General features: G+C 60.2%; 19 protein-coding genes. 11 read left to right on the top strand and 8 right to left on the bottom strand.

Features of this window, described 5'->3' with window-relative positions; all coding sequences use genetic code 11:
- Positions 1 to 53 precede the first annotated feature (53 nt).
- The 5 genes from NR164_RS16915 to NR164_RS16935 all read right to left on the bottom strand — a co-directional run bounded on the left by NR164_RS16915 (position 54) and on the right by NR164_RS16935 (position 7,635).
- Positions 54 to 2,864: an FAD-binding and (Fe-S)-binding domain-containing protein gene (locus NR164_RS16915; RefSeq protein WP_256823016.1), complete on the bottom strand. Its 2,811-nt coding sequence runs from the start codon at positions 2,862 to 2,864 to the stop codon at positions 54 to 56.
- A complete protein-coding gene (locus NR164_RS16920; protein WP_046487594.1) occupies positions 2,861 to 3,532 on the bottom strand; it encodes a lactate utilization protein in 672 nt (223 codons plus the stop codon). Before NR164_RS16920 ends, NR164_RS16915 begins: the two co-directional genes overlap by 4 nt.
- Positions 3,532 to 4,983, bottom strand: a complete 1,452-nt coding sequence (locus NR164_RS16925; RefSeq protein WP_017847399.1) for a LutB/LldF family L-lactate oxidation iron-sulfur protein — start codon at positions 4,981 to 4,983, stop codon at positions 3,532 to 3,534. Before NR164_RS16925 ends, NR164_RS16920 begins: the two co-directional genes overlap by 1 nt.
- Positions 4,980 to 5,804: a (Fe-S)-binding protein gene (locus NR164_RS16930; protein WP_046382035.1), complete on the bottom strand. Its 825-nt coding sequence runs from the start codon at positions 5,802 to 5,804 to the stop codon at positions 4,980 to 4,982. Before NR164_RS16930 ends, NR164_RS16925 begins: the two co-directional genes overlap by 4 nt.
- Before the next feature lie 136 nt (positions 5,805 to 5,940).
- Entirely contained in the window at positions 5,941 to 7,635 is a 1,695-nt protein-coding gene (locus NR164_RS16935; RefSeq protein WP_017847401.1) for a lactate permease LctP family transporter, read from the bottom strand.
- A 261-nt stretch (positions 7,636 to 7,896) separates the two neighbouring features.
- Between NR164_RS16935 and NR164_RS16940 the strand changes: the two genes are divergently transcribed.
- The gene (locus NR164_RS16940; protein ID WP_017847402.1) at positions 7,897 to 8,664 is read left to right on the top strand and encodes an FCD domain-containing protein; all 768 of its coding nucleotides are present in this window, start codon (positions 7,897 to 7,899) and stop codon (positions 8,662 to 8,664) included.
- Between the two features lie 38 nt (positions 8,665 to 8,702).
- Here the strand turns inward: NR164_RS16940 and smpB are convergent, their stop codons facing one another.
- A complete protein-coding gene (gene smpB, locus NR164_RS16945) occupies positions 8,703 to 9,185 on the bottom strand; it encodes an SsrA-binding protein SmpB (RefSeq protein WP_017847403.1) in 483 nt (160 codons plus the stop codon).
- A 168-nt stretch (positions 9,186 to 9,353) separates the two neighbouring features.
- On the opposite strand from smpB, the gene NR164_RS16950 reads away from it, so the two are divergent.
- Entirely contained in the window at positions 9,354 to 9,788 is a 435-nt protein-coding gene (locus NR164_RS16950) for a type II toxin-antitoxin system RatA family toxin (protein WP_017847404.1), read from the top strand.
- The gene (locus NR164_RS16955) at positions 9,781 to 10,083 is read left to right on the top strand and encodes an RnfH family protein (RefSeq protein ID WP_046382037.1); all 303 of its coding nucleotides are present in this window, start codon (positions 9,781 to 9,783) and stop codon (positions 10,081 to 10,083) included. The genes NR164_RS16950 and NR164_RS16955 overlap by 8 nt, the downstream gene beginning before the upstream one ends.
- Positions 10,084 to 10,146: 63 nt before the next feature.
- Here the strand turns inward: NR164_RS16955 and NR164_RS16960 are convergent, their stop codons facing one another.
- Positions 10,147 to 10,674: an outer membrane protein assembly factor BamE gene (locus NR164_RS16960; RefSeq protein WP_017847406.1), complete on the bottom strand. Its 528-nt coding sequence runs from the start codon at positions 10,672 to 10,674 to the stop codon at positions 10,147 to 10,149.
- 98 nt (positions 10,675 to 10,772) lie between these two features.
- Between NR164_RS16960 and fur the strand changes: the two genes are divergently transcribed.
- Complete coding sequence (gene fur / locus NR164_RS16965; RefSeq protein WP_046385174.1) at positions 10,773 to 11,177, top strand: ferric iron uptake transcriptional regulator; 405 nt, start codon at positions 10,773 to 10,775, stop codon at positions 11,175 to 11,177.
- Between the two features lie 90 nt (positions 11,178 to 11,267).
- Here fur and recN read toward each other — a convergent pair whose 3' ends face one another.
- Positions 11,268 to 12,941 carry a DNA repair protein RecN gene (recN, locus tag NR164_RS16970; RefSeq protein WP_046382039.1) on the bottom strand — a complete coding sequence of 558 codons (1,674 nt, stop codon included), beginning with the start codon at positions 12,939 to 12,941 and terminating at the stop codon, positions 11,268 to 11,270.
- Positions 12,942 to 13,195: 254 nt separating this feature from the next.
- Between recN and grpE the strand changes: the two genes are divergently transcribed.
- The 7 genes from grpE (at position 13,196) to greA (ending at position 23,229) form a co-directional block, all read left to right on the top strand.
- Positions 13,196 to 13,756 (top strand): nucleotide exchange factor GrpE, encoded by a 561-nt coding sequence (gene grpE / locus NR164_RS16975; RefSeq protein ID WP_256823017.1) that lies wholly within the window; start codon positions 13,196 to 13,198, stop codon positions 13,754 to 13,756.
- A 102-nt stretch (positions 13,757 to 13,858) separates the two neighbouring features.
- The gene (gene dnaK, locus NR164_RS16980; protein WP_017847410.1) at positions 13,859 to 15,775 is read left to right on the top strand and encodes a molecular chaperone DnaK; all 1,917 of its coding nucleotides are present in this window, start codon (positions 13,859 to 13,861) and stop codon (positions 15,773 to 15,775) included.
- 316 nt (positions 15,776 to 16,091) lie between these two features.
- On the top strand, positions 16,092 to 17,216 hold the full coding sequence (gene dnaJ / locus NR164_RS16985; protein WP_057005459.1) for a molecular chaperone DnaJ: 1,125 nt from the start codon (positions 16,092 to 16,094) through the stop codon (positions 17,214 to 17,216).
- 10 nt (positions 17,217 to 17,226) lie between these two features.
- Positions 17,227 to 18,033, top strand: a complete 807-nt coding sequence (gene dapB / locus NR164_RS16990; RefSeq protein ID WP_026140082.1) for a 4-hydroxy-tetrahydrodipicolinate reductase — start codon at positions 17,227 to 17,229, stop codon at positions 18,031 to 18,033.
- 259 nt (positions 18,034 to 18,292) lie between these two features.
- Positions 18,293 to 19,429, top strand: a complete 1,137-nt coding sequence (gene carA / locus NR164_RS16995; protein WP_046382040.1) for a glutamine-hydrolyzing carbamoyl-phosphate synthase small subunit — start codon at positions 18,293 to 18,295, stop codon at positions 19,427 to 19,429.
- A gap of 105 nt (positions 19,430 to 19,534) precedes the next feature.
- Positions 19,535 to 22,756, top strand: a complete 3,222-nt coding sequence (carB, locus tag NR164_RS17000) for a carbamoyl-phosphate synthase large subunit (protein ID WP_017847414.1) — start codon at positions 19,535 to 19,537, stop codon at positions 22,754 to 22,756.
- On the top strand, positions 22,753 to 23,229 hold the full coding sequence (gene greA, locus NR164_RS17005; RefSeq protein WP_017847415.1) for a transcription elongation factor GreA: 477 nt from the start codon (positions 22,753 to 22,755) through the stop codon (positions 23,227 to 23,229). The genes carB and greA overlap by 4 nt, the downstream gene beginning before the upstream one ends.
- The last annotated feature ends 10 nt before the right edge of the window (positions 23,230 to 23,239 follow it).

Genomic DNA, 23,239 nt, shown 5'->3' on the forward strand with positions numbered 1-23,239 from the left:
AGGCCTATGCAGATGACTACGTCGCCGCGCAGGGGTTCTGTTTTTGTGCAGGATTAGTGCGCCCTCGGTCGGGTTACGCGGTCCACGAGGTAGACCAGCCCGTGGTAATCGATGCCGCCATGCTGGCTCAGGCCGATCTCGCAGGTGCGGCTGGTGGAGATGCCTTCGCTGCAATATTGCACGGCGTCTTTCAGTGAGCGCAGGGAGTGGGCGTTGAGTTCCGGGGTGGTGAAGCCTTTGTCGCCGGCAAAACCACAGCAGTGGATGCCTTCCGGGATCACCACGGTTTTCGCGCAGCGGCGGGCCAGGTCGATCAGGGCCTGGCTTTCCCCGAGGTGCTGGGTGCTGCAAGTGACGTGTACAGCGATCGGTGCTTCCTGCGGTATGAAGTCGAGGCGGTCCATCAGGTGTGTGCGGATAAATCGTACCGGGTCGTACAGGTCCAGGCGTGTTTCGCCCAGGTCTTGCACCAGGCGCAGGGTGCAGGGGCTGGTGTCGCAGTAGATCGGGTCGAGGCCGCCGCGGCTGGCGTGGAGCAAGGCGCCGATCAGTTCCTGGCGTTTGTGTTCGGCCTGTTCGGCATAGCCCTTGGAGGCGAAAGGCTGGCCGCAGCACAGGTTGTCCTGGTTGTCGGGGAAGACGACTTGGTAGCCGGCTTTTTCCAGCAGGCCGCGGGTTTTGTCGTACAGCGACGTTTGCTCTTTATCGCCAGCCGCCGGGCCCATGGCGCGTGAGACGCATGCCGCGAGGTAGACCACGCGTGGCCGCTCATCGGTCACCGCCGGACTGAAGCGAATGGCTTTTTCCGGTTGCGGCATGGCGTTGGTCCATTGTGGGATTTGTCCCTTGGACAACTTGCTCACTGTGGCCGACAACTTGGCCAGGCGCGGCGCGCCCAACAGCATGCGTGCGCCGTTGGCGACGTGCAGGGTAAGGCGCGCGCCTTGTAGCGCAGTGGCGAAGTGGGTGGCCAACCATTCGGCGGTTTTCGTATGGTCGGCGTCGCGGGCCCGGAGTTTTTTCACCAAGTCGCCGGTGTTGATTCCCACAGGGCAGCGCTGGGCGCATAACCCGGTGGCGGCGCAGGTGTCGATGCCCTGGTAGTGGTAGGCCGTTTCCAGTTCAGTGGTGTCGATGCCGGCGCGTTTCTTCGCCTGGATATCGCGCCAGATCACGATGCGCTGGCGCGGGCTCAAGGTCAGGCCTTTCGACGGGCATACCGGCTCGCAGAAACCGCACTCGATACACTTATCCACAAGCTCGTCGGCGGCAGGCAGCGGCTTGAGGTGTTTAAGGTGGATCTGCGGATCTTCGCTGAGCACCACGTCCGGGTTGAGAATACCGTTGGGGTCGAGCAGGCGTTTGAGTTGCCACATCAGTTGATAGGCGTCGCTGCCCCATTCCAGCTCGACGAACGGCGCCATGTTGCGGCCGGTGCCATGCTCGGCTTTCAGTGAGCCGCCAAACTCTACGGCCACCAGTTGGGCGACGTCGTCCATGAACGCTTGGTAGCGTGCGACTTCTTCGCTGCTGTTGAAGCCTTGGGTGAACACAAAGTGCAGATTGCCTTCCAGAGCGTGTCCGAAAAGGATGGCTTCGTCGTAGTGGTGTTTGTCGAACAGCTCGATCAAACGATTAACGCCGATGGCCAACTGCTCGACCGGGAACGTCACGTCTTCGATGATCACCGTAGTGCCGGTTTTGCGCACGGCGCCGACGGCGGGGAAGGTGTCTTTGCGGATCGCCCACAGGCGGGCGTTTTCCACCGGGTCTTCGGTGAAGTCGACCTGTTTTTCCACCGGGAACGCCGCCAGGGACGCCATGATCAGCGCCAGTTGCTCCTGGAGCAAAGAGGGCGATGCCGCACGGGATTCGATCAACAGTGCGCAGGCATTTTCCGATAGATGTTGTACGAAGGCGGGCATGCCGGGTTTGTCCTGCACCGAACGCATGCTGCGTCGGTCGAGCAGCTCAACCGCTGAGACCGGTTGGGTTTTCAGGACGGTCACCGCATTGCAGCAGGTCTCGACATCGGGGAATACGATCAGCGCCGAGGCTTTGTTCGGGTGGTCGATGACGGTGTCGTAAGTCACTGCGCTGATAAAGCCCAGGGTGCCTTCGGAGCCCACCAGCAGGTGGCTGAGGATATCCAGCGGCTCATCGAAATCCACCAGGGCGTTGAGTGACAGGCCGGTGGTATTTTTCAGACGGTATTTGTGGCGGATTTTGGCGGCCAGTTCAGCGTTTGCCCGCGTCTCCCGCCCGAGTGTGGCCAGGCGTTCAAGCAGCGCGCCGTGCTGCTGACGAAATGCCGCGACGCTGGCGGCATCTTCGGTGTCCAGGCGGCTGCCGTCGGCCAGCACCAGGCGAATCCCGGCCAGGGTGTGGTAGGTGTTTTGCGCCGTACCGCAGCACATGCCGCTGGCATTGTTGGCGACGATGCCGCCGATTTTGCAGGCGTTGATCGACGCCGGATCCGGCCCGATCTTGCGCCCGAATGGCGCCAGCCAGGCGTTGGCCTGGGCACCGATCACGCCGGGTTGCAGGCGGATCTGCGTGCCTTGCCCACGAATTTCGCGGCCGTTCCAGTTGTCCCCCAGTACGATCAGCACCGAATCGCTGATGGCCTGCCCGGACAAGCTGGTGCCCGCTGCGCGGAAGGTCACCGGAACATGATCGCGCTGGGCCAGTTTCAGCAGCGCCACGACTTCGTCTTCCGACTCGACGCGAATCACCAGCTGTGGGATCAGTCGGTAAAAACTGGCGTCTGTGCCAAATGCCAAGGTGGAAAGTGGGTCGTCGAAGCGACGAATTTTCGGGATCAGCTGTGCGACGTCAGCAAGGAAAGCGGCAGGCAGACTCATTGGTCCTCCAGGATCAGCACCACCAGGTCCTTCGGACCGTGGGCGCCATAAGCCAGAACTTGTTCGATGTCAGCGGTCTTCGACGGGCCGGACACCAGCAGGGCATTGGTGGGCATGCCTTGGGCCCAGGCGAATTGCTGCTGGACCTGATAAAAGTTGTCGTAAATCTCGCTGGCCTTGAGCAGTGCAAAGTGTACCGGCGGCACCAGGCTCATCAGTCGCGGTTCTTCCCGCGTGGGCCACAGAATCAGGCTACCGGTGGCGGCGATGGCGCCGAGGGTCGTGGTCAGGCTGGCCGGTGTGTCATTAAACAGCTCGGCTTTCCATTCTTCCACAGGGCGGTCGTAGGCTTTGAGCTGCGGCAATTGCGGATGGTTCGACCAGTGCTCGGTGATGCGCCGCCCATGCTCGGTTGTCGGCGCGATGAGCAGGCTGGGCAGCTCGCGTTTTTGCAGCAGCTGCGCGAGTAAAGCTGGCCATTCGGCGCCGCGGGTCAGGTGGATCTCGGTATGCACCGCCTCCATCAGCTTGCGCAATTGTGCGATGCGCTGCTCTGGCGGGTAGGTGTAGATCTGTGTGACCAGGGTCTCATCGAAGTTGTCGGGCACTGGTGTTGTGCCCGTCAGGCTGTGGCGCAATTTGCCGAGGATATTTTGCTTGGCGCTCATCAACGCGCTCCCTGTTTGGCCAAATGCTCGCGTGCCAGGTCATGCAGCGAACGGGCGGCGGGTTTAGGTGCGCTATGGTTTTGCGTCCATGGCCCGACGTTGTTCGGTACGAGGGCGCGCAGGCGCGTGGCGGCGAATGTGAACAGGCGGTACAGCGTCGGTGAGCTGTGGAGCTTGGCCCAGGCGTTCCAGATGAACCGCTCCTGGCGCGAATACTTGCTGCCTTGGCCGCGCATCACGGGGTGTGGGCTATCCGGCGCTTTTACGTTCTCTTCCCGCAGACGGCGCAGCAAGGCCGGGATCGGAATTTTTACCGGACACACTTCTCCACAAGCACCGCACAACGAAGACGCACTGGGATGGTCCGGTACTTTTGCCAGGCCGACCATATGCGGTGTGATGATTTTTCCGATTGGGCCGGGGTAGACCTCGCCGTAGGTGTGGCCACCGATTCGGGTATACACCGGGCAATGATTCATACAGGCGCCGCAGCGAATGCAGTTGAGCGTCTGACGCAATTCGCTGTCGGCAAACGCCTGGCTGCGTCCATTGTCCAGCAGCACCAGGTGGACTTCTTCGGGGCCGTCGAGCTCATCGGCCTTGCGCGGGCCGGAGATCATATTGACGTAGGTGGTGATCGGCTGGCCGAGCGCGGAGCGGGTCAGCAGCGACAGTAACGGCACCACGTCGCGCAGGTTTTCCACGACCTTCTCGATGCCGGTCACGGCGATATGCACGGGTGGCACTGTGGTCGACATACGCCCGTTGCCTTCGTTTTCCACCAGCAGCAGCGTGCCGGTTTCGGCCACGGCGAAGTTGACGCCGGAGACGCCGATATCCGCTTCGAAGAACTTTTCCCGCAGCACGCGGCGACCAATCTGAATCAACTGGTCGACATCCTTGGTGTACTCCACGCCGAGTTTTTCGTGGAACAGCGACGCGACCTGGCTGGCGTTCTTGTGGATCGCCGGCATGATGATGTGGGACGGCTTCTCATGGTCGAGTTGAACAATAAACTCACCCATGTCCGACTCAAGGCATTCGATGCCTTGGGCGGCGAGTACGTGGTTCATCTCCATCTCTTCGCTGACCATGGATTTGCCTTTGATCACCTGCGTGGCTTCGCGCCGGCGGATGATCGACAGCACGATCGCATTGGCCTCTTCAACCGTTTCTGCCCAATGCACGGTCACGCCGTTTCGGGTCAGGTTGGCTTCCAGTTGTTCGAGCAGGTCGGGCAGCTTCGACAGGGCGCGGGCGCGCACCGCGTTACCGAGGGCGCGCAGGTGTTCGCGTTCGTGGGCGTCGCTGAAAGACGCCGCCCGTTTGCTCATCAGGGAATCCATGGCATTGCGAAAGTTGTTTCGCAGTTGCGCGTCGCCCAGTGCCTGGTGGGCGCGGGTGCGGAAGTCTTCCGACACCTCGACGGTGGGAATCAGCGCGGCGTTCATCGTTCACCCCCGGTGCGTTGCCAGAGAAAGCTGGCCAGGTGTTGCCCGCGTAAGGCCGCCTGTTGTTTCTCCAGAGCGCCATTGATGTTCATCAGGCAACCGCAATCAGCACTCAGTACTTGATGGGCGCCGGAGTCCTGCAAGGCTCGGGTCTTGTCGGCCACCATTGCGCCGGAAATGTCCGGCATACGCACGCTGAACGTCCCACCAAAGCCACAGCATTCGCTTTCGTGGCTGTGGTCGACGCGTTCGACATTGCGCAATTGGGCCAGCAGTTCGCGGCCGTGAAGGTGGGTGTTCATTTCCCGACGCGCGGAGCACGACGTGTGCAGAGCGACCTTGACCGGCGCCCCGCTGTCGTTGAGTTGCACCTTGCACACGAACAACAGGAACTCCGCCAACTCATAAGTCCGGGCCGCGAGGGCCTGCACTTGTTTGAGGGTGTCGGGTTCGTCCTTGAAGAGGTCGGCGTAGTGCTCACGTAACATGCCGGCACAGGAGCCGGATGGCACCACCACCGGGTAGTCACCGGCGAACAGCGCCAGTTGCGCGCGTGCCACTTGTCGGGCCTGGTCGGTATAGCCCGAGGTGTAGGCCGGTTGCCCGCAGCAGCTTTGCCCTTGGGGATAATCCACGCAGATCCCTTCGCGTTCCAGCAGGTGGATCGCGTCCATGCCGGCTTCGGGATAAAACAGATCGACCACGCAGGTGCCGAACAGGTAGACCTTCTGCGGTTTTTCGTGGGGGTATTCGCGTGGCTCGGCCAGAGGCGGCGCGACACGGGTGGCATTCGGCACGGCGTTGTAAAAAAGCTCGCTCATCAGGCGCGTTCTCCGGGTGGTCCCGGTTGTCCGTCCGTCAGGGCCGCAGCGTGTTCAGCGGCCCGGCAGAAGGGTTGTGGAGAGCTGACGCCGAAATCGCGGTTCGGCGTCGGTTATTGCGTGATTACCTGTGGTCTCAATGCACCAGCATGCCGGTGAACCAGTAGGCCTGGGCCAGTGTGATCAGCCCGACGATGGTGGCGAAAAACAGGCTGTGCTTGAGGGTGAAGCGGAACAGGTCGGATTCCTTGCCGACCAGGCCGGTAGCGGCGCAGGCCACAGCGATCGATTGCGGCGAAATCATCTTGCCGGTCACGCCGCCGCTGGTGTTTGCCGCGACCAGCAGGACGTCGTTGACACCGATCTGGTGGGCGGTGGTGGCTTGCAACGAGCTGAACAGGGCGTTGGACGAGGTGTCGGAGCCTGTCAGGAAAACCCCCAGCCAGCCGAGGAACGGCGAGAAGAACGGGAAGGCTGCGCCGGTGCCGGCCAGGACCAATGCCATGGTCGAGGACATGCCCGAGTAGTTGGTGACGAACGCGAACGCCAGCACCATGCCGATGGACAGGATCGGCCAGCGCAGTTCGTAGAAGGTCTCTTTTAAAGTGGTAAGACCAGTTTTGATGTCGATCTTCAATACCAGCATCGAGATCAGCGCGGAAAAGAAAATCGCAGTGCCGGTCGCTGAAATCGGGTCCAGTTTGAATACCGCGGGGATGGCCGTCGGGTTGGTCACGATAGGCGCAACCTTGACCACCAGTTGGTCCAGGTGCGGGATCGCAAAGTTGAACACCCAGCTGTACATCGAGCCGCCTGCGGCGAACATCGCCTTGAAGGGCTTGAGGGTCCAGATGGTCACCAGCACGGTCAGGATCAGGAACGGCGACCAGGCTTTGAAGATTCGCCCCAGGCTGTAGGGCGAAGCGACAGTGCTGCGTGGCAGGCCGAAGCCGCCGGCGCTGGCGGTGATCGTTGCGCTGGAGGTCGCACCGGCAATCTGCGCGCCGGCGGTGCGCTTGGGTTGCCAGATTTTCAGGAACAGAGTCAAGGAAACCAGGCTGGCCAGGGCCGAGGTGATGTCCGGCAGTTCCGGGCCGATGAAGTTGGAGGTGAAGTATTGGGTGATGGCAAAGCTCAAGCCTGCCACCAAGGCGGCCGGCCAGGTTTCGCGCACGCCGCGCAGGCCGTCCATCATGAACACCAGCCAGAACGGAACGAACAGCGACAGCAGTGGCAATTGGCGACCAGTCATGGCGCCGATCTTGAACGCGTCGATGCCGGTCACTTGCCCGGCGACGATGATCGGAATCCCGAGGGCACCGAAGGCGACGGGCGCGGTGTTGGCGATCAGGCACAGGCCGGCGGCGTACAGCGGGTTGAAGCCCAGGCCGACCAGCAGCGCGGCGGTAATCGCCACGGGAGCACCAAAGCCGGCGGCACCTTCCAGGAAGGCGCCGAAGCAGAAGCCGATCAGCAGGACCTGCAGGCGTTGGTCGTCGGTGATCGACAGTACCGAGCTGCGGATGATCTCGAACTGGCCGCTCTTGACCGTCAGTTTGTAGAGAAATACCGCAGCGACGATGATCCAGGCGATGGGCCACAGGCCGTAGGCAAAGCCATAGCCGGCAGCGGCCAGTGCCATGTCCACCGGCATCTGGAAGGCAAAGATCGCCACCAGGATCGACAGCGCCAGCGTGATGCTGCCGGCGACGTGGCCTTTAAGGCGAAACACGGCCAGAGCCAGGAAGAAAAATACGATTGGAATAACGGCGGCCAGTGCGGACAGGCCGAGGCTGCCGAGCGGGCTGTAGAGCTGTTGCCAGGTTTGCATATGGGGTGGCCCCTAATTGTTGTTGGTCAGGCACATTTTAGTCGGCTTGGATAATTGGTAATACCAATTTACAGCCGCTGTTGGCTAGAGTAAAAGCCTAGGCAGGGATGTGTCAATTTGCCGCCTGCGAAACTTTGGTCTTAGGCGGGAGGGCGGGCGCTCTGATCGCATCAATCGAAGATGTTCTGATGGGTGCTGCAAGCGTTGCGATAGGCCAGAATAGAGGCCCCGGCGAGTGGTCGGGATCGTGGAGAGAGAGTTATGGGGTTTGATCAGGTGCGTCAGCGCCGTTTGTCTGACGATATTGTCGAGCAGCTTGAGGGCATGATCCTTGAGGGCACGCTGAAATCGGGCGAGCGCTTGCCGGCCGAGCGCGCGTTGGCTGAAAAGTTCGGCGTTTCGCGCCCCTCGCTGCGTGAGGCGATCCAGAAACTGGCGGCCAAGGGGTTGCTGGTCAGTCGCCAGGGCGGTGGCAATTATGTGTCTGATTCGTTGGGCTCGACGTTCAGCGATCCGTTGTTGCACCTGCTGGAAAACAATCCCGAGGCTCAGCGTGATTTGCTGGAGTTTCGCCAAACCCTCGAAGCGTCCTGTGCCTATTACGCGGCATTGCGCGCTACCGAAGTCGACCGTGAGCGGCTGACGGCGGCCTTTGAAGCGCTACAGGATTGTTACGCGCGCGACGATAAGGTCAGCCGCGCAGAGGAGGGGGCCGCGGATGCGCGGTTTCACTTGGCCATTGCCGAGGCCAGCCACAATGCTGTGCTGTTGCACACCATCCGCGGGTTGTTCGACCTGCTCAAGCGGAACGTGGTGACCAACATTGGCGGCATGTACCAGCAGCGCACGGAAACCCGCGATATGCTGATCAGTCAGCACCGGGACTTGTACCTGGCGATCATCGAGGGGCGGGCCGAGCAAGCGCGGGAAGTCTCAACACGTCACCTGTTGTATGTGCAGGAGGTGTTGGAGGAGGTACGTCAGGAAGTTCAGCGCGTGGCCCGGGCGGCGCGGCGCAAGGGCATGTAGCCAGGGGCGAAGCGCCCTAGGCTACAGCGGCGCAAGGATTATTCTTCCTTGCCCTTGTTGCGCACGGCGCGATGCAGTTCACGGTCGGAATCGCGCTCGCGCTCGGTGTCACGCTTGTCGTATTCCTTCTTGCCTTTGCCCAGTGCGATCTCGCACTTGACCAGATGCTTGCTCCAATACCAGGACAGGCAGACGCAGGCATAGCCTTTCTGCTGTACGGCGGCGGCGAGCTTGTCCAGTTCGCGGGCATTGAGCAGCAGCTTGCGTGTGCGTACCGGGTCGGCAATCACGTGCGTGCTCGCGGTGGTCAGCGGGGTGATATGACTGCCGAGCAGCCATGCCTCGCCATCCTTGAGCAGCACATAGCTGTCGACCAGTTGCAGCTTGCTGGCACGCAGACTTTTTACTTCCCAGCCGGCCAGGACCAGACCAGCCTCGAACCGATGTTCGATGAAGTAATCGTGTCGCGCTTTTTTATTCTGCGCGATGGTCCCTGTGGGGTGTTTCTTTTGTTTAGCCATAGGGGCGGCATTATAGGGCGTTGCGAGCGTGTCGGCTACGGTCAACCTGCGTGCTTGAGCGTGTTGGACGAATCCCGGACAATACCGGCAGTTCTTTGGTTTTTTTCTCTCGCGGATCGGGTTGTTCTTTCGCGATGTTTGCCGCTCAGCTGTGGAAATAACGCTCACATGACGACGCATATTCAACGTTCGGCCCTGCTGCCCTATCCGGCCCAGGTGCTTTATGACCTGGTCAACGACGTGGCGCGTTACCCGGAATTCCTGCCTTGGTGCTCGACCGCCGAGGTGCTGGAAGGCGGTGATGAGCACATGGTTGCCAGTGTCGGGGTGGCCAAGGGGGGGCTCAGCCAGCACTTTGTGACACGCAATGTCCTGGTGCCGGGCAAGTCCATTGAAATGAATCTGCAGGAAGGGCCGTTTACCCAATTGCATGGTGTCTGGGTGTTCAAGGCGTTGACCGAGAAAGCCTGCAAGATCAGCCTGGATCTGTCCTTCGATTATGCGGGGCCCATTGTGCGGGCGACGTTGGGGCCTTTGTTCAATCAGGCGGCCAATACCCTGGTCGACGCATTCTGTCAGCGAGCCAAGCAACTGCATGGTTGAGATTGAAGTGGTGTATGCCGGCGTGGATCGCCAGGTGTTGGTGGCGGTCGCGGTGCCAGCGGGTACGAGCCTGCGGGCTGCGGTGCAGGCGTCGGGGATTGCTACGCACTTTCCTGAGGTGAACCTTGCTGATTGCCCGTTGGGGGTATTCGGTAAGGCAGTGGTCGACCCCGATACCTGCACCGTGCAGTCAGGTGATCGTATCGAGATCTACCGCCCGCTGCTGGCCGACCCCAAAGAAGTGCGGCGGCTGCGTGCGGCCAAGGCGGCGTTGGCCAAGCAACAGCGTTCATAGGTCGGCGAATCTGCAGGCAACAAAAAGCCCGGCATGCCGGGCTTTTTATCGAGCGTCGCAAACTTACTGCGGGCTGGTGTCCAGAGGCTGTGGCGTCGGGACTGGAACTGTTTGTACGCGGTCGACGTCTTTCTGGATCTTGTCGAGCAATGAGCCAGGCTTGGCCGGTACTTCGGATTTCGGCTTCTCGGCTTCCTGCGCAGGCGCAGTCACGTTGGTGCCGTTATCCTTGCCCAGCAAGGCGTCATCGCGGCTTACGCCGGGCATGAAGTCGCCGGACAGACTGACCAGTTGATCATTGCCATTAAAGATGACGCTGACGCGTTCCTGTTGGCGTTCACCGCCCCCAGGCTGGATGCTGTAGAGATAATCCCAGCGATCGGCATGGAAAGTGTCAGTCAGCAGGGGGTTACCCATAATAAACCGTACTTGCCGTCGGGTCATTCCCGGGCGTAACTGGTCTATCATGTCCTGCGTGACGACATTGCCCTGCTGGATGTCGATTTTGTAAACCCCGGGGAATGAACAACCGGCGAGTGCGAGCAGTCCCACAAAGGTGAAACTGGTTAGCAAGAGCTTGGTGTTTTGCATCGGTGGGCGACTTCCACTATCTTGGCTGGGACAACGTAAACGCCGATCATACCCGTATTAAGAGAAGCTGCGAAGCAGCATCCGCGAGAAAGCTAACCATGGTTGAAAATAGCGAACTACGCAAAGCCGGTCTTAAAGTGACTCTGCCACGCGTCAAGATTCTACAAATGCTCGATTCTGCTGAGCAGCGCCACATGAGTGCCGAGGATGTTTACAAGGCGCTGATGGAGTCCAATGAGGACGTTGGCCTGGCCACGGTTTACCGCGTGCTGACCCAGTTTGAAGCCGCGGGGCTGGTGGTTCGTCATAATTTCGACGGCGGTCACGCAGTGTTCGAATTGGCTGATGGTGGTCATCACGACCACATGGTCGACGTGGACACTGGTGAGGTTATCGAATTCACCAACCCGGAAATCGAGCGGTTGCAGAAGGCAATTGCCGAGGAGCATGGCTACGAGTTGTCGGACCACAATTTGGTTCTTTACGTACGTAAGAAAAAGTAAAAATCGACGCAGATTCGCTCTGCGGAACGATTGAAGGCGACCCCTGGGTCGCCTTCGTGCTTTCTACAAGAGAGAAAATTGCCGGTTCGGTCAGGCCTTCGCTGCCACCACCATTTTCTTCGCGTGGGCCAGGGACTCCTTGGTCAGGTCGATGCCGCCGAGCATGCGCGCGACTTCCTCCACGCGTTCCGACTTGTTCAGCTTGGACACCGCCGTGTGCGTCGCATCGCTGCCGCGTACTTTGTGTACAAACAAATGCTGATGCCCTTGGGCGGCTACTTGCGGTAAGTGGGTAACCGTCAGCACCTGGCCGCGATCCCCCAGGCGACGCAGCAGTTGGCCGACAATTTCTGCGGTCGGGCCACCAATGCCAACGTCTACCTCGTCAAAGACCAGCGTCGGAACCCGTGAGGTTTGGGCGGTGATCACCTGAATCGCCAGGCTGATCCGCGATAGTTCGCCCCCGGAGGCGACTTTTGCCAGCGCTTTGAGCGGCTGCCCTGGGTTGGCGCTGACCAGCAGTTCTACCTGTTCCAGGCCGTGGGGCTGCAGTTCGGCGCTGGTATTGCTGTGCAGTTCGATGGTGAAGCGGCCGCCGGGCATGCCGAGGCGCTGGATTTCCTGCTCGACCGCGCTGGCCAGGCTCGTGGCGGCTTGATGGCGCAGATCGCTCAGTTCGCGGGCCTTCTCTTGGTAATGGCGGGCGAAAGAAGCCAGTTCGTCGCCCAGGCGCTCAATGGACTCGTCATTCGCGTTCAGGGTTTCGATTTCATCCAGCAGCTTCTGCTGCATCGTTGCCACTTCAGTCGGCTGGATCCGATGTTTGCGCGCCAGGGTGTAGATGGTGTCCAGGCGTTCTTCTATTTCCTGCAGGCGTGCCGGGTCGGCGTCGAAGTGATCGAGGAAGCGGTTCAGTTCGCCTACGGCTTCTTCTACCTGGATTTGCGCACTGGTCAGCAAGGTCGTGGCTTCATTCAGCGAGCCGGACGCATTGTTCACGCTGGACAGCCGATTGAGGCTGACGGTCAGTGCATTGAGCACATTGCCCGAGTCGCTCTCGCTGCATTGCTCCACCACCTGGCGGCAAATACCCAGCAGGGTTTCGGCGTTGGTGAGGTTCTTGTGTTCCTGCTCAAGCTGTTCCAGCTCGCTTTCGCCGAGGCCAAGGCTTTCGAGCTCTTCGAGTTGATAGCTGAGCAATTGGTGGCGTGCGCGTTGCTCGTCGCCGGAATTGGAGAGGCGCTCCAGTTCCAGGCGGGTCTGGCGCCAACGTTGGGCGGCGAGCTGGACCTGGCGGGCGAGGTCGGTGGCGCCGGCGTATTCATCGAGCAGGCGGCGATGGGTATCGGTTTTGAGCAGGGATTGGTGTTCGTGCTGGCTGTGGATATCGATCAGCAGCTCGCCCAGGGCCTTCAAGTCACCCAGCGGGCAGGGCGTGCCGTTGATGTAGCCACGGGAGCGGCCTTCGGCGGTGATGACCCGGCGCAGGATGCACGGCCCTTCATTATTAAGGTCGCGCTCGGCAAGCCAGGCTTCGGCTTCGGGGATGTCCGCCAGGTCGAAGGTCGCCAGGATGTCGGCCTTGTCTGCGCCGGGGCGTACCACGCCACTGTCGGCGCGGTCGCCCAGGGTCAGGCCGAGGGCGTCGAGCATGATCGACTTGCCGGCGCCGGTTTCGCCTGTGATTACGCTCATCCCGCGATCCAGTTCGAGATCCAGATGTTCAACGATGGCGTAGTTATGTACGGACAGGTGCACGAGCATGACGGCCGCTCCCAGGCTTTAGGTCTGGTTATTTATACAGTGTTTTGTTCCGGGCTGACAATCCTGGCGCTTAGCTCGATTTGCTTGCTTCGATGTTTTTTTTAGTGCGAAGAGGAATGAATGGGTCGGAATTGATCTGGATCAGATGAAAGACTTTTGGTGACGCCCGCACCCTTGAACCTGGAAATTGTGGCCCCATATACCGGAACAGAAGCGCGAGTTGAGTTCGCGCATGATTTTGAAAGGAGAAATCTATGGCTGACGAACAGACGCAGGATACGCAAACTCCAGACGCCAATTCGGCTGCCGGTGATGAGCCGGCGACTCGTGTGCAAGTGCTCGAAGAGCAATTGGCCGCTGCGCAGGATCAATCTTTGCGTGTTGCCGCCGATCTGCAGAACGTCCGCCGCCGTGCCGAGCAGGATGTAGAAAAGGCCCACAAGTTCGCGCTGGAAAAATTCGCCGGTGATCTTTTGCCGATCATCGACAGCCTGGAGCGCGGCCTTGAGTTGTCCAACCCGGACGACGAAAACATCCGCCCGATGCGTGAAGGTATCGAGCTGACCCTGAAAATGTTCCAGGACACCCTGAAGCGTTATCAGTTGGAGGCTGTCGATCCGCAAGGCGGCGAGCCGTTCAATGCCGAGCATCACCAGGCCATGGCGATGCAGGAAAGTCATGACCTTGAGCCAAACAGCGTGTTGAAAGTATTCCAGAAGGGATACCAGCTCAACGGTCGCCTGCTGCGTCCAGCAATGGTCGTGGTCAGCAAGGCGCCTGCACCGGTTTCACCTTCGATTGATGAGCAGGCTTGAAATACGCCGCAAGGCCCCCATTTATAAGTCAAGCGTTTAAGTGCTACCGCAGTTAGCCACCACTGCTGCGGCATCCAAATTCAAGTTTCGGGAGAGTAAATCATGGGCAAAATTATCGGTATCGACCTGGGGACCACCAACTCCTGCGTCTCCGTGCTGGAAAACGGCGTTGCAAAAGTCATCGAAAACGCCGAAGGCGCGCGTACTACGCCGTCGATCATTGCTTACGCCAACGACGGCGAAATCCTCGTCGGTCAGTCGGCCAAGCGTCAGGCGGTGACCAACCCGCACAACACCCTGTACGCGGTGAAGCGTCTGATCGGGCGTAAGTTCGAGGAAGAAGTCGTACAGAAAGACATCAAGATGGTCCCTTACAAAATCGCCAAGGCTGACAACGGTGACGCCTGGGTTGAAGTGAACGGCCAGAAAATGTCGCCGCCACAGATCTCGGCTGAAATCTTGAAAAAGATGAAGAAAACCGCCGAAGACTACCTCGGTGAAGCGGTGACTGAAGCGGTGATCACCGTTCCGGCCTACTTCAACGACAGCCAGCGCCAGGCGACCAAAGACGCCGGCCGCATCGCGGGCCTGGACGTAAAACGTATCATCAACGAACCAACCGCAGCCGCTCTGGCCTACGGCATGGACAAAGCCAAGGGCGACCACACTGTCATCGTTTATGACCTGGGTGGCGGTACCTTCGACGTGTCCGTGATCGAAATCGCGGAAGTTGACGGCGAGCACCAGTTCGAAGTGTTGGCCACCAACGGCGACACCTTCCTGGGTGGTGAAGACTTCGACATCCGTCTGATCGACTACCTCGTTGACGAGTTCAAGAAAGAAAGCGGCATGAACCTCAAGGGTGACCCGCTGGCCATGCAGCGTCTGAAAGAAGCTGCCGAGAAAGCCAAGATCGAGCTGTCTTCGGCTCAGTCGACCGACGTTAACCTGCCGTACATCACTGCAGACGCTACCGGTCCTAAGCACTTGAACGTGAAGATTTCGCGCGCCAAGCTGGAAGCGCTGGTTGAAGACCTGGTTCAGCGCACCATCGAACCTTGCCGCATCGCGCTGAAAGACTCCGGCATCGAAGTGAGTGCGATCAACGACGTGATCCTGGTCGGCGGTCAGACCCGTATGCCACTGGTTCAGAAGTTGGTGACCGAGTTCTTCGGCAAAGAAGCACGTAAAGACGTGAACCCGGACGAAGCTGTTGCCATGGGTGCTGCCATCCAGGGTGCGGTACTGGCCGGCGACGTGAAAGACGTATTGCTGCTGGACGTCAGCCCGCTGACCCTGGGTATCGAAACCATGGGTGGCGTGATGACTGCGCTGATCGAGAAAAACACCACGATTCCTACCAAGAAATCGCAAGTGTTCTCGACGGCCGATGACAACCAGGGCGCCGTGACCATTCACGTGCTGCAAGGTGAGCGTAAGCAAGCGGCGCAGAACAAGTCCCTGGGCAAGTTCGACCTGGCCGAGATTCCACCAGCACCACGTGGCGTGCCACAAATCGAAGTGACCTTCGACATCGACGCCAACGGCATCTTGCACGTAGGCGCCAAAGACAAGGCTACTGGCAAAGAGCAGAAGATCACCATCAAGGCCAACTCCGGTCTGTCTGATGAAGAAATTCAGCAGATGATTCGTGATGCGGAAACCAATGCCGAGGCTGACAAGAAGTTCGAAGAGTTGGCGGCTGCCCGTAACCAGGGCGACGCACTGGTTCACTCGACGCGCAAAATGATCGCTGAAGCTGGCGACAAAGTGACTGCCGAAGAGAAGACCGCAATCGAAGCGGCCTTGGTTGCCCTGGAAGCCGCAGTTAAAGGCGACGACAAGGCGGCCATCGAAGCCAAGGTTGAGGAACTGTCGAAGGTCTCCGCGCCGGTTGCTCAGAAAATGTACGCCGAGCAAGGTCAGCCAGCTGACGGTGCCGCGCATCAGGCAGAGCCTGAAGCCAAGCACGATGACGTTGTCGATGCCGAGTTCGAAGAAGTCAAAGAGCAGAAGTAATCTGCTTGGCCGGTTGACCGCTATCAAGCGGTGACTGGTAGGATGTCGCCGCGCGGGAGCTTGCTCCCGCGTTGGCGTGTCTGGGGTATGCGAATTTTTACAGCATGCGACAAGGCTCGGATGCTGGCGGTGTGATCGGGAATGCTCCTGCTTTCCGGCGACAGTCACCGCGTTTTTGGCCGGGTCCCTGGCTGAAAGCTGTTATGACCAGGATCGTTGAATTGACGTGAGTTGGGTCCGGGCCTGTATTGGGGCTCAACGAGTTCGGCAAGGCTCAGGAGGGTCTGGCTGAACGTCCTTAAGAGTGCAAAGACTTATGGCAAAGCGTGACTATTACGAAGTATTGGGTGTGGAGCGCGGTTCCAGCGAGGCGGACCTGAAGAAGGCTTACCGTCGCCTGGCGATGAAGCACCACCCGGACCGTAATCCGGATAACAAAGAATCCGAAGAAATGTTCAAAGAGGCCAACGAGGCCTACGAATGCCTGTGTGATCCCAACAAGCGTGCGGCCTACGACCAGTACGGTCACGCCGGCGTCGACCCGAGCATGGGTGGCGGCGGTGCCGGCTTCGGCGGCCAGAACTTCTCCGATATTTTCGGCGATGTGTTCAGCGACTTCTTCGGTGGTGGCCGCGGTGGTCAGCGTGGCGGTGCCCAGCGCGGCAGCGACCTGCGCTACACCCTGGAACTGAACCTGGAAGAAGCCGTGCGCGGCACCAGCGTCAATATCCGCGTGCCGACGCTGGTCAACTGCAAGCCGTGCGACGGTTCGGGGGCCAAGAAAGGCTCCTCGCCGATCACTTGCCCGACCTGCGGTGGTATCGGTCAGGTCCGCATGCAGCAGGGCTTCTTCTCGGTGCAGCAAACCTGCCCGCGGTGCCAAGGCCAAGGCAAGATCATTTCTGACCCGTGCGATTCCTGCCACGGTGAAGGGCGTGTCGAAGAGTACAAAACCCTGTCGGTCAAAGTGCCGGCGGGCGTGGATACCGGTGACCGCATTCGCCTGTCGGGCGAAGGCGAGGCGGGGACTCAGGGTGGCCCGACGGGTGACCTGTATGTGGTGATCAATGTGCGCGAGCACTCGATCTTCCAGCGCGACGGCAAGCACCTGTTCTGCGAAGTGCCGATCAGCTTCGTCGATGCGGCCCTGGGCGGCGAGCTGGAGATTCCGACCCTGGATGGTCGGGTCAAGCTCAAGATCCCTGAGGGGACGCAGACCGGCAAGCAGTTCCGTATCCGTGGCAAAGGCGTGGCGCCGGTGCGTGGTGGCGGTGCGGGCGACCTGATGTGCCGTGTCACGGTGGAAACGCCGGTCAACCTGGGTCGTCGCCAACGCGAGTTGCTCGAAGAGTTCCGCAGTTCGCTGGAGGGTGACGACTCCCACTCGCCGAAAACCACGGGCTTCTTCGATGGCGTGAAGCGCTTCTTCGGCGACTTGTAAGGAATTGAGTATGCGACGTATAGCCGTAATGGGCGCTGCCGGGCGCATGGGTAAAACCCTGATCGAAGCGGTACAGCAGCGCTCGCCGGCCTCCGGCCTGACCGCGGCGATCGTTCGCCCAGGCAGTACGCTGATCGGCGCCGATGCCGGTGAGCTGGCTTCGCTGGGGCGTATCGGCGTGTCGTTGTCCGGCAACCTGGAGCAGGTGGCGGACGAGTTCGACGTGCTGATCGACTTTACGCTGCCGGACGTGATGCTGAAAAACCTGGCGTTCTGCCGCAAGGCGGGCAAGGCCATGGTGATCGGCACCACCGGCTTGAGCGCTGAGCAGAAACAGTTGCTGGTCGAGGCGGGCAAGGATATTCCCATCGTGTTTGCCGCCAACTTCAGCGTGGGCGTGAACCTGTCGCTCAAGCTGCTGGATCTGGCGGCGCGCGTGCTGGGCGATGAGGCGGATATCGAAATCATCGAGACCCATCATCGCCACAAGATCGATGCGCCGTCGGGAACCGCGTTGCGCATGGGTGAGGCTATCGCCGATGCCCTGGGGCGCGACTTGTCGAAGGTGGCGGTGTACGGGCGTGAAGGTCATACCGGCGCGCGTGCGCGTGACACCATTGGTTTTGCCACCGTTCGTGGTGGCGATGTCGTCGGTGATCACACCGTGCTGTTCGCCACTGAAGGCGAGCGCCTGGAAATCACGCACAAAGCCTCCAGCCGCATGACATTCGCCAAGGGTGCGGTGCGTGCCGCGCTGTGGCTGGATGGGCGTGCGCCGGGTCTGTATGACATGCGCGATGTGCTGGATCTGCACTAATCAGTAGCTAAAATGGGGCCTCGGGATTATCCTAAGGCCCCGTTTTTACCCGCTAAGCGACGTCCTGTCGCATTCTCCTGCCTTTAAGGCTCATTAGCGGTGGACCAAAACAGCCTTTTTCTGTAAGCTACAGCTTTAGTGTGTCCACTAAAAGCGCGCAGAATAATTCAGTGAAGAAGCGGGGTGACGTGTCCATACGTCACTCCGCTTTTTTACAACCTGCGATCGCCCTTTCAGGCTTTATTTACGGGAGGTCTTCTTGACTAAGCCAGCCATACTCGCCCTTGCTGATGGCAGCATTTTTCGCGGCGAAGCCATTGGAGCCGACGGTCAAACCGTTGGAGAGGTGGTGTTTAACACTGCCATGACCGGCTATCAGGAAATCCTTACCGATCCTTCCTACGCCCAACAGATCGTTACCCTGACTTATCCGCACATCGGCAACACCGGTACTACGCCGCAAGACGTCGAGTCCAATCGCGTCTGGTCCGCGGGCCTGGTGATTCGTGACCTGCCACTGGTTGCGAGCAACTGGCGTAGCACGATGTCGCTGTCCGATTACCTGAAAGCCAACAACGTTGTGGCGATCGCCGGTATCGATACGCGCCGCCTGACACGCATCCTGCGTGAAAAAGGCTCGCAGAACGGCTGCATCATGGTCGGTGAGAATATCTCCGAGGCTGCGGCAATTGCTGCGGCGCAAGGCTTCCCTGGCCTGAAGGGCATGGACCTGGCGAAAGTCGTCAGCACCCAGGAACAGTACGATTGGCGCTCCACTGTCTGGGACTTGAAGACCGACAGCCACGAGACCATCGACGCCGCTGATCTGCCCTACCACGTAGTGGCTTACGACTACGGCATCAAGTACAACATCCTGCGCATGCTGGTCGAGCGCGGTTGCCGCGTGACCGTGGTGCCGGCGCAAACCCCTGCCAGCGACGTCCTGGCGTTGCAGCCGGACGGCGTGTTCCTGTCCAACGGCCCGGGTGACCCTGAGCCATGTGACTACGCCATCAAGGCGATCAAGGACGTGCTGGAGACCGAGATCCCGGTGTTCGGTATCTGCCTGGGCCACCAGCTGCTCGCTCTGGCCTCCGGCGCCAAGACCCTGAAAATGGGGCACGGCCACCACGGCGCGAACCACCCTGTACAGGACCTGGACACCGGCGTAGTGATGATCACCAGCCAGAACCACGGTTTTGCGGTGGATGAAACGACCTTGCCGGCCAACGTCCGTGCGACCCACAAGTCGCTGTTCGACGGTTCCCTGCAAGGCATCGAGCGCACCGACAAGAGCGCGTTCAGCTTCCAGGGCCACCCTGAAGCCAGCCCGGGCCCGAACGACGTAGCGCCGCTGTTCGACCGTTTCATCAATGAGATGGCCAAGCGACGCTGACTGAGCGGCCTGCGGGCGGCCCCGACTGTCGGTGGCCCCCGCAGGCTCTTCAAAGATTGTTCAAGACGGCTTGCCGACTGACCTGCGGATTTGAGTGACAAACCCATGCCAAAACGTACAGACATAAAAAGCATCCTGATTCTCGGCGCTGGCCCGATCGTGATCGGCCAGGCCTGCGAATTCGACTACTCCGGCGCCCAGGCCTGTAAAGCCCTGCGCGAGGAGGGTTACCGCGTCATCCTGGTGAACTCCAACCCGGCCACCATCATGACCGACCCGGCCATGGCCGACGCCACCTACATCGAGCCGATCAAGTGGCAGACCGTTGCCAAGATCATCGAGAAAGAGCGTCCGGACGCACTGCTGCCGACCATGGGCGGCCAGACCGCCCTGAACTGCGCCCTCGACCTGGAGCGCGAAGGCATCCTGGAAAAATTCGGCGTTGAGATGATCGGTGCCAACGCCGACACCATCGACAAGGCCGAAGACCGTTCGCGCTTCGACAAGGCGATGAAGTCCATCGGCCTGGCGTGCCCGCGTTCCGGTATCGCCCACAGCATGGAAGAAGCCAATGCGGTCCTCGAGACCCTGGGCTTCCCGTGCATCATCCGTCCGTCCTTCACCATGGGCGGCACTGGTGGCGGTATTGCGTACAACCGTGAAGAGTTCGAAGAAATCTGCGCCCGCGGCCTGGACCTGTCGCCGACCAAAGAGCTGCTGATCGACGAATCCCTGATCGGCTGGAAAGAATATGAGATGGAGGTTGTCCGCGATAAAAAGGACAACTGCATCATCGTCTGCTCCATCGAGAACTTCGACCCGATGGGCGTGCACACCGGTGACTCGATCACCGTTGCTCCGGCACAGACCCTGACCGACAAGGAATACCAGATCCTGCGTGACGCCTCCCTGGCGGTACTGCGCGAGATCGGCGTGGAGACTGGCGGTTCCAACGTGCAGTTCGGTATCTGCCCGAACACCGGCCGCATGGTCGTGATCGAGATGAACCCGCGTGTGTCCCGTTCGTCGGCCCTGGCCTCGAAAGCCACCGGTTTCCCGATCGCCAAGGTCGCGGCCAAGCTGGCTGTGGGTTACACCCTGGACGAACTGTCGAACGACATTACCGGCGGCAAGACCCCGGCGTCCTTCGAGCCGTCCATCGACTACGTCGTGACCAAGCTGCCACGTTTCGCCTTCGAGAAGTTCCCCAAGGCTGACGCGCGCCTGACCACTCAGATGAAGTCGGTCGGCGAAGTCATGGCCATTGGCCGGACCTTCCAGGAATCCCTGCAGAAAGCCCTGCGCGGCCTCGAAGTCGGTGTTTGCGGCCTGGACGAGAAGCTCGACCTGAGCAATCCGGAAAGCATGAGCGTGCTCAAGCGCGAGCTGACCGTGCCGGGTGCCGAGCGTATCTGGTACGTCGCTGACGCATTCCGCGCCGGCATGACCGTCGAAGACATCTTCGGCATGAACATGATCGATCCGTGGTTCCTGGTGCAGATCGAAGATCTGATCAAGGAAGAAGAGAAGGTCAAGACCCTGGGTCTGGCCAGCATCGACCGCGACACCATGTTCCGCCTCAAGCGCAAAGGTTTCTCCGACCAGCGCCTGGCCAAGTTGCTGGGTGTGACTGAGAAAAACCTGCGCACTCATCGCCACAAGTTGGACATCTTCCCGGTCTACAAGCGCGTTGACACCTGCGCCGCCGAGTTTTCCACCGACACCGCCTACCTGTACTCCACCTACGAGGAAGAGTGCGAAGCTGCGCCGTCGGGTCGCGACAAGATCATGATCCTGGGTGGCGGTCCGAACCGTATCGGCCAGGGCATCGAGTTCGACTACTGCTGCGTACACGCCGCCCTCGCCCTGCGCGAAGACGGGTACGAGACCATCATGGTCAACTGCAACCCGGAAACCGTTTCCACCGACTACGACACTTCCGACCGCCTGTACTTCGAGCCGGTCACCCTGGAAGACGTGCTGGAAATCGTGCGCGTCGAGAAGCCTAAAGGCGTGATCGTCCAGTACGGCGGCCAAACCCCGCTGAAACTGGCCCGTGCCCTGGAAGCCGCTGGCGTGCCGATCATCGGCACCAGCCCAGACGCCATCGACCGTGCCGAAGACCGTGAGCGCTTCCAGCAAATGGTCGAGCGCCTGAACCTGCGTCAGCCGCCGAACGCTACCGTGCGCAGCGAAGACGAAGCCCTGCGTGCGGCCAGCAAGATCGGCTACCCGCTGGTGGTGCGTCCGTCCTACGTACTGGGCGGCCGGGCGATGGAAATCGTCTACGAAGAAGAAGAACTCAAGCGTTACCTGCGTGATGCGGTGAAAGTGTCCAACGACAGCCCGGTGCTGCTGGACCACTTCCTCAACTGCGCCATCGAGATGGACGTGGATGCGGTTTGCGACGGTACTGACGTGGTCATCGGCGCAATCATGCAGCACATCGAACAGGCGGGCGTTCACTCCGGTGACTCCGCGTGCTCGCTGCCGCCTTACTCGCTGCCGCTGCACATCCAGGACGAGATGCGCGAACAGGTCAAGAAAATGGCCCTGGAACTGGGTGTGGTCGGCCTGATGAACGTACAGTTGGCGCTGCAAGGCGAAGACATCTACGTCATTGAAGTCAACCCGCGCGCCTCGCGTACCGTGCCGTTCGTGTCCAAGTGCATCGGTGTGTCCCTGGCCATGATCGCTGCCCGCGTGATGGCCGGTAAGACCCTGAAGGAAATCGGCTTCACCAAGGAAATCATTCCGAACTTCTACAGTGTGAAAGAGGCGGTGTTCCCATTCGCCAAATTCCCTGGCGTGGACCCGATCCTGGGCCCAGAGATGAAGTCCACCGGTGAAGTGATGGGCGTGGGCGATACCTTCGGTGAAGCGTTCGCCAAGGCCCAGATGGGCGCCAGCGAAGTGCTGCCGACCGGCGGTACTGCTTTCATCAGCGTGCGCGACGATGACAAGCCACTGGTTGCAGGCGTGGCCCGTGATCTGATCAACTTGGGCTTCGAGATCGTGGCCACCGCCGGGACCGCCAGGCTGATTGAAGCGGCGGGTCTGAAAGTGCGTCGCGTGAACAAGGTGACGGAAGGCCGTCCGCATGTGGTCGATATGATCAAGAATGACGAAGTCACTCTGATCATCAACACCACTGAGGGTCGTCAGTCGATTGCGGATTCTTACTCCATTCGTCGTAATGCCTTGCAGCACAAGATCTACTGCACCACGACCATTGCTGCTGGCGAAGCTATCTGCGAAGCGCTCAAGTTCGGTCCGGAAAAGACCGTGCGTCGCTTGCAGGATCTACACGCAGGATTGAAGGCATGATCAAATACCCAATGACCGTTCGGGGCGCCAAGGCCCTGGAAGAGGAGCACGCCCATCTGACCAAGGTCGTACGTCCAAAGCTGAGCCAGGACATCGGTACGGCCCGCGAGCTGGGTGACTTGAAGGAAAACGCCGAATACCACGCTGCCCGCGAGCAGCAGGGTATGGTCGAGGCGCGGATCCGTGACATCGAAGGCCGTATGCAGAATGCGGTCATCATCGACGTCACGACCATCCCGCACACCGGCAAAGTGATTTTCGGCACCACGGTGGAAATCGCCAATGTCGAAACCGACGAAAGCGTGGTGTACCACATCGTCGGTGAAGACGAAGCTGACTTCAAACTCGGCAAGATCTCCGTCGGTTCGCCACTCGCCCGTGCCTTGATTGCCAAGGAAGAGGGTGATGTGGTGGTTGTGAAAACGCCCGGTGGCGTGATCGAGTACGAGATTGTTGAAGTTCGCCATGTCTGAAAGGCGGCGC

Source organism: Pseudomonas sp. Pse79 (assembly GCF_024519615.1).
Lineage (GTDB): Bacteria > Pseudomonadota > Gammaproteobacteria > Pseudomonadales > Pseudomonadaceae > Aquipseudomonas > Aquipseudomonas veronii.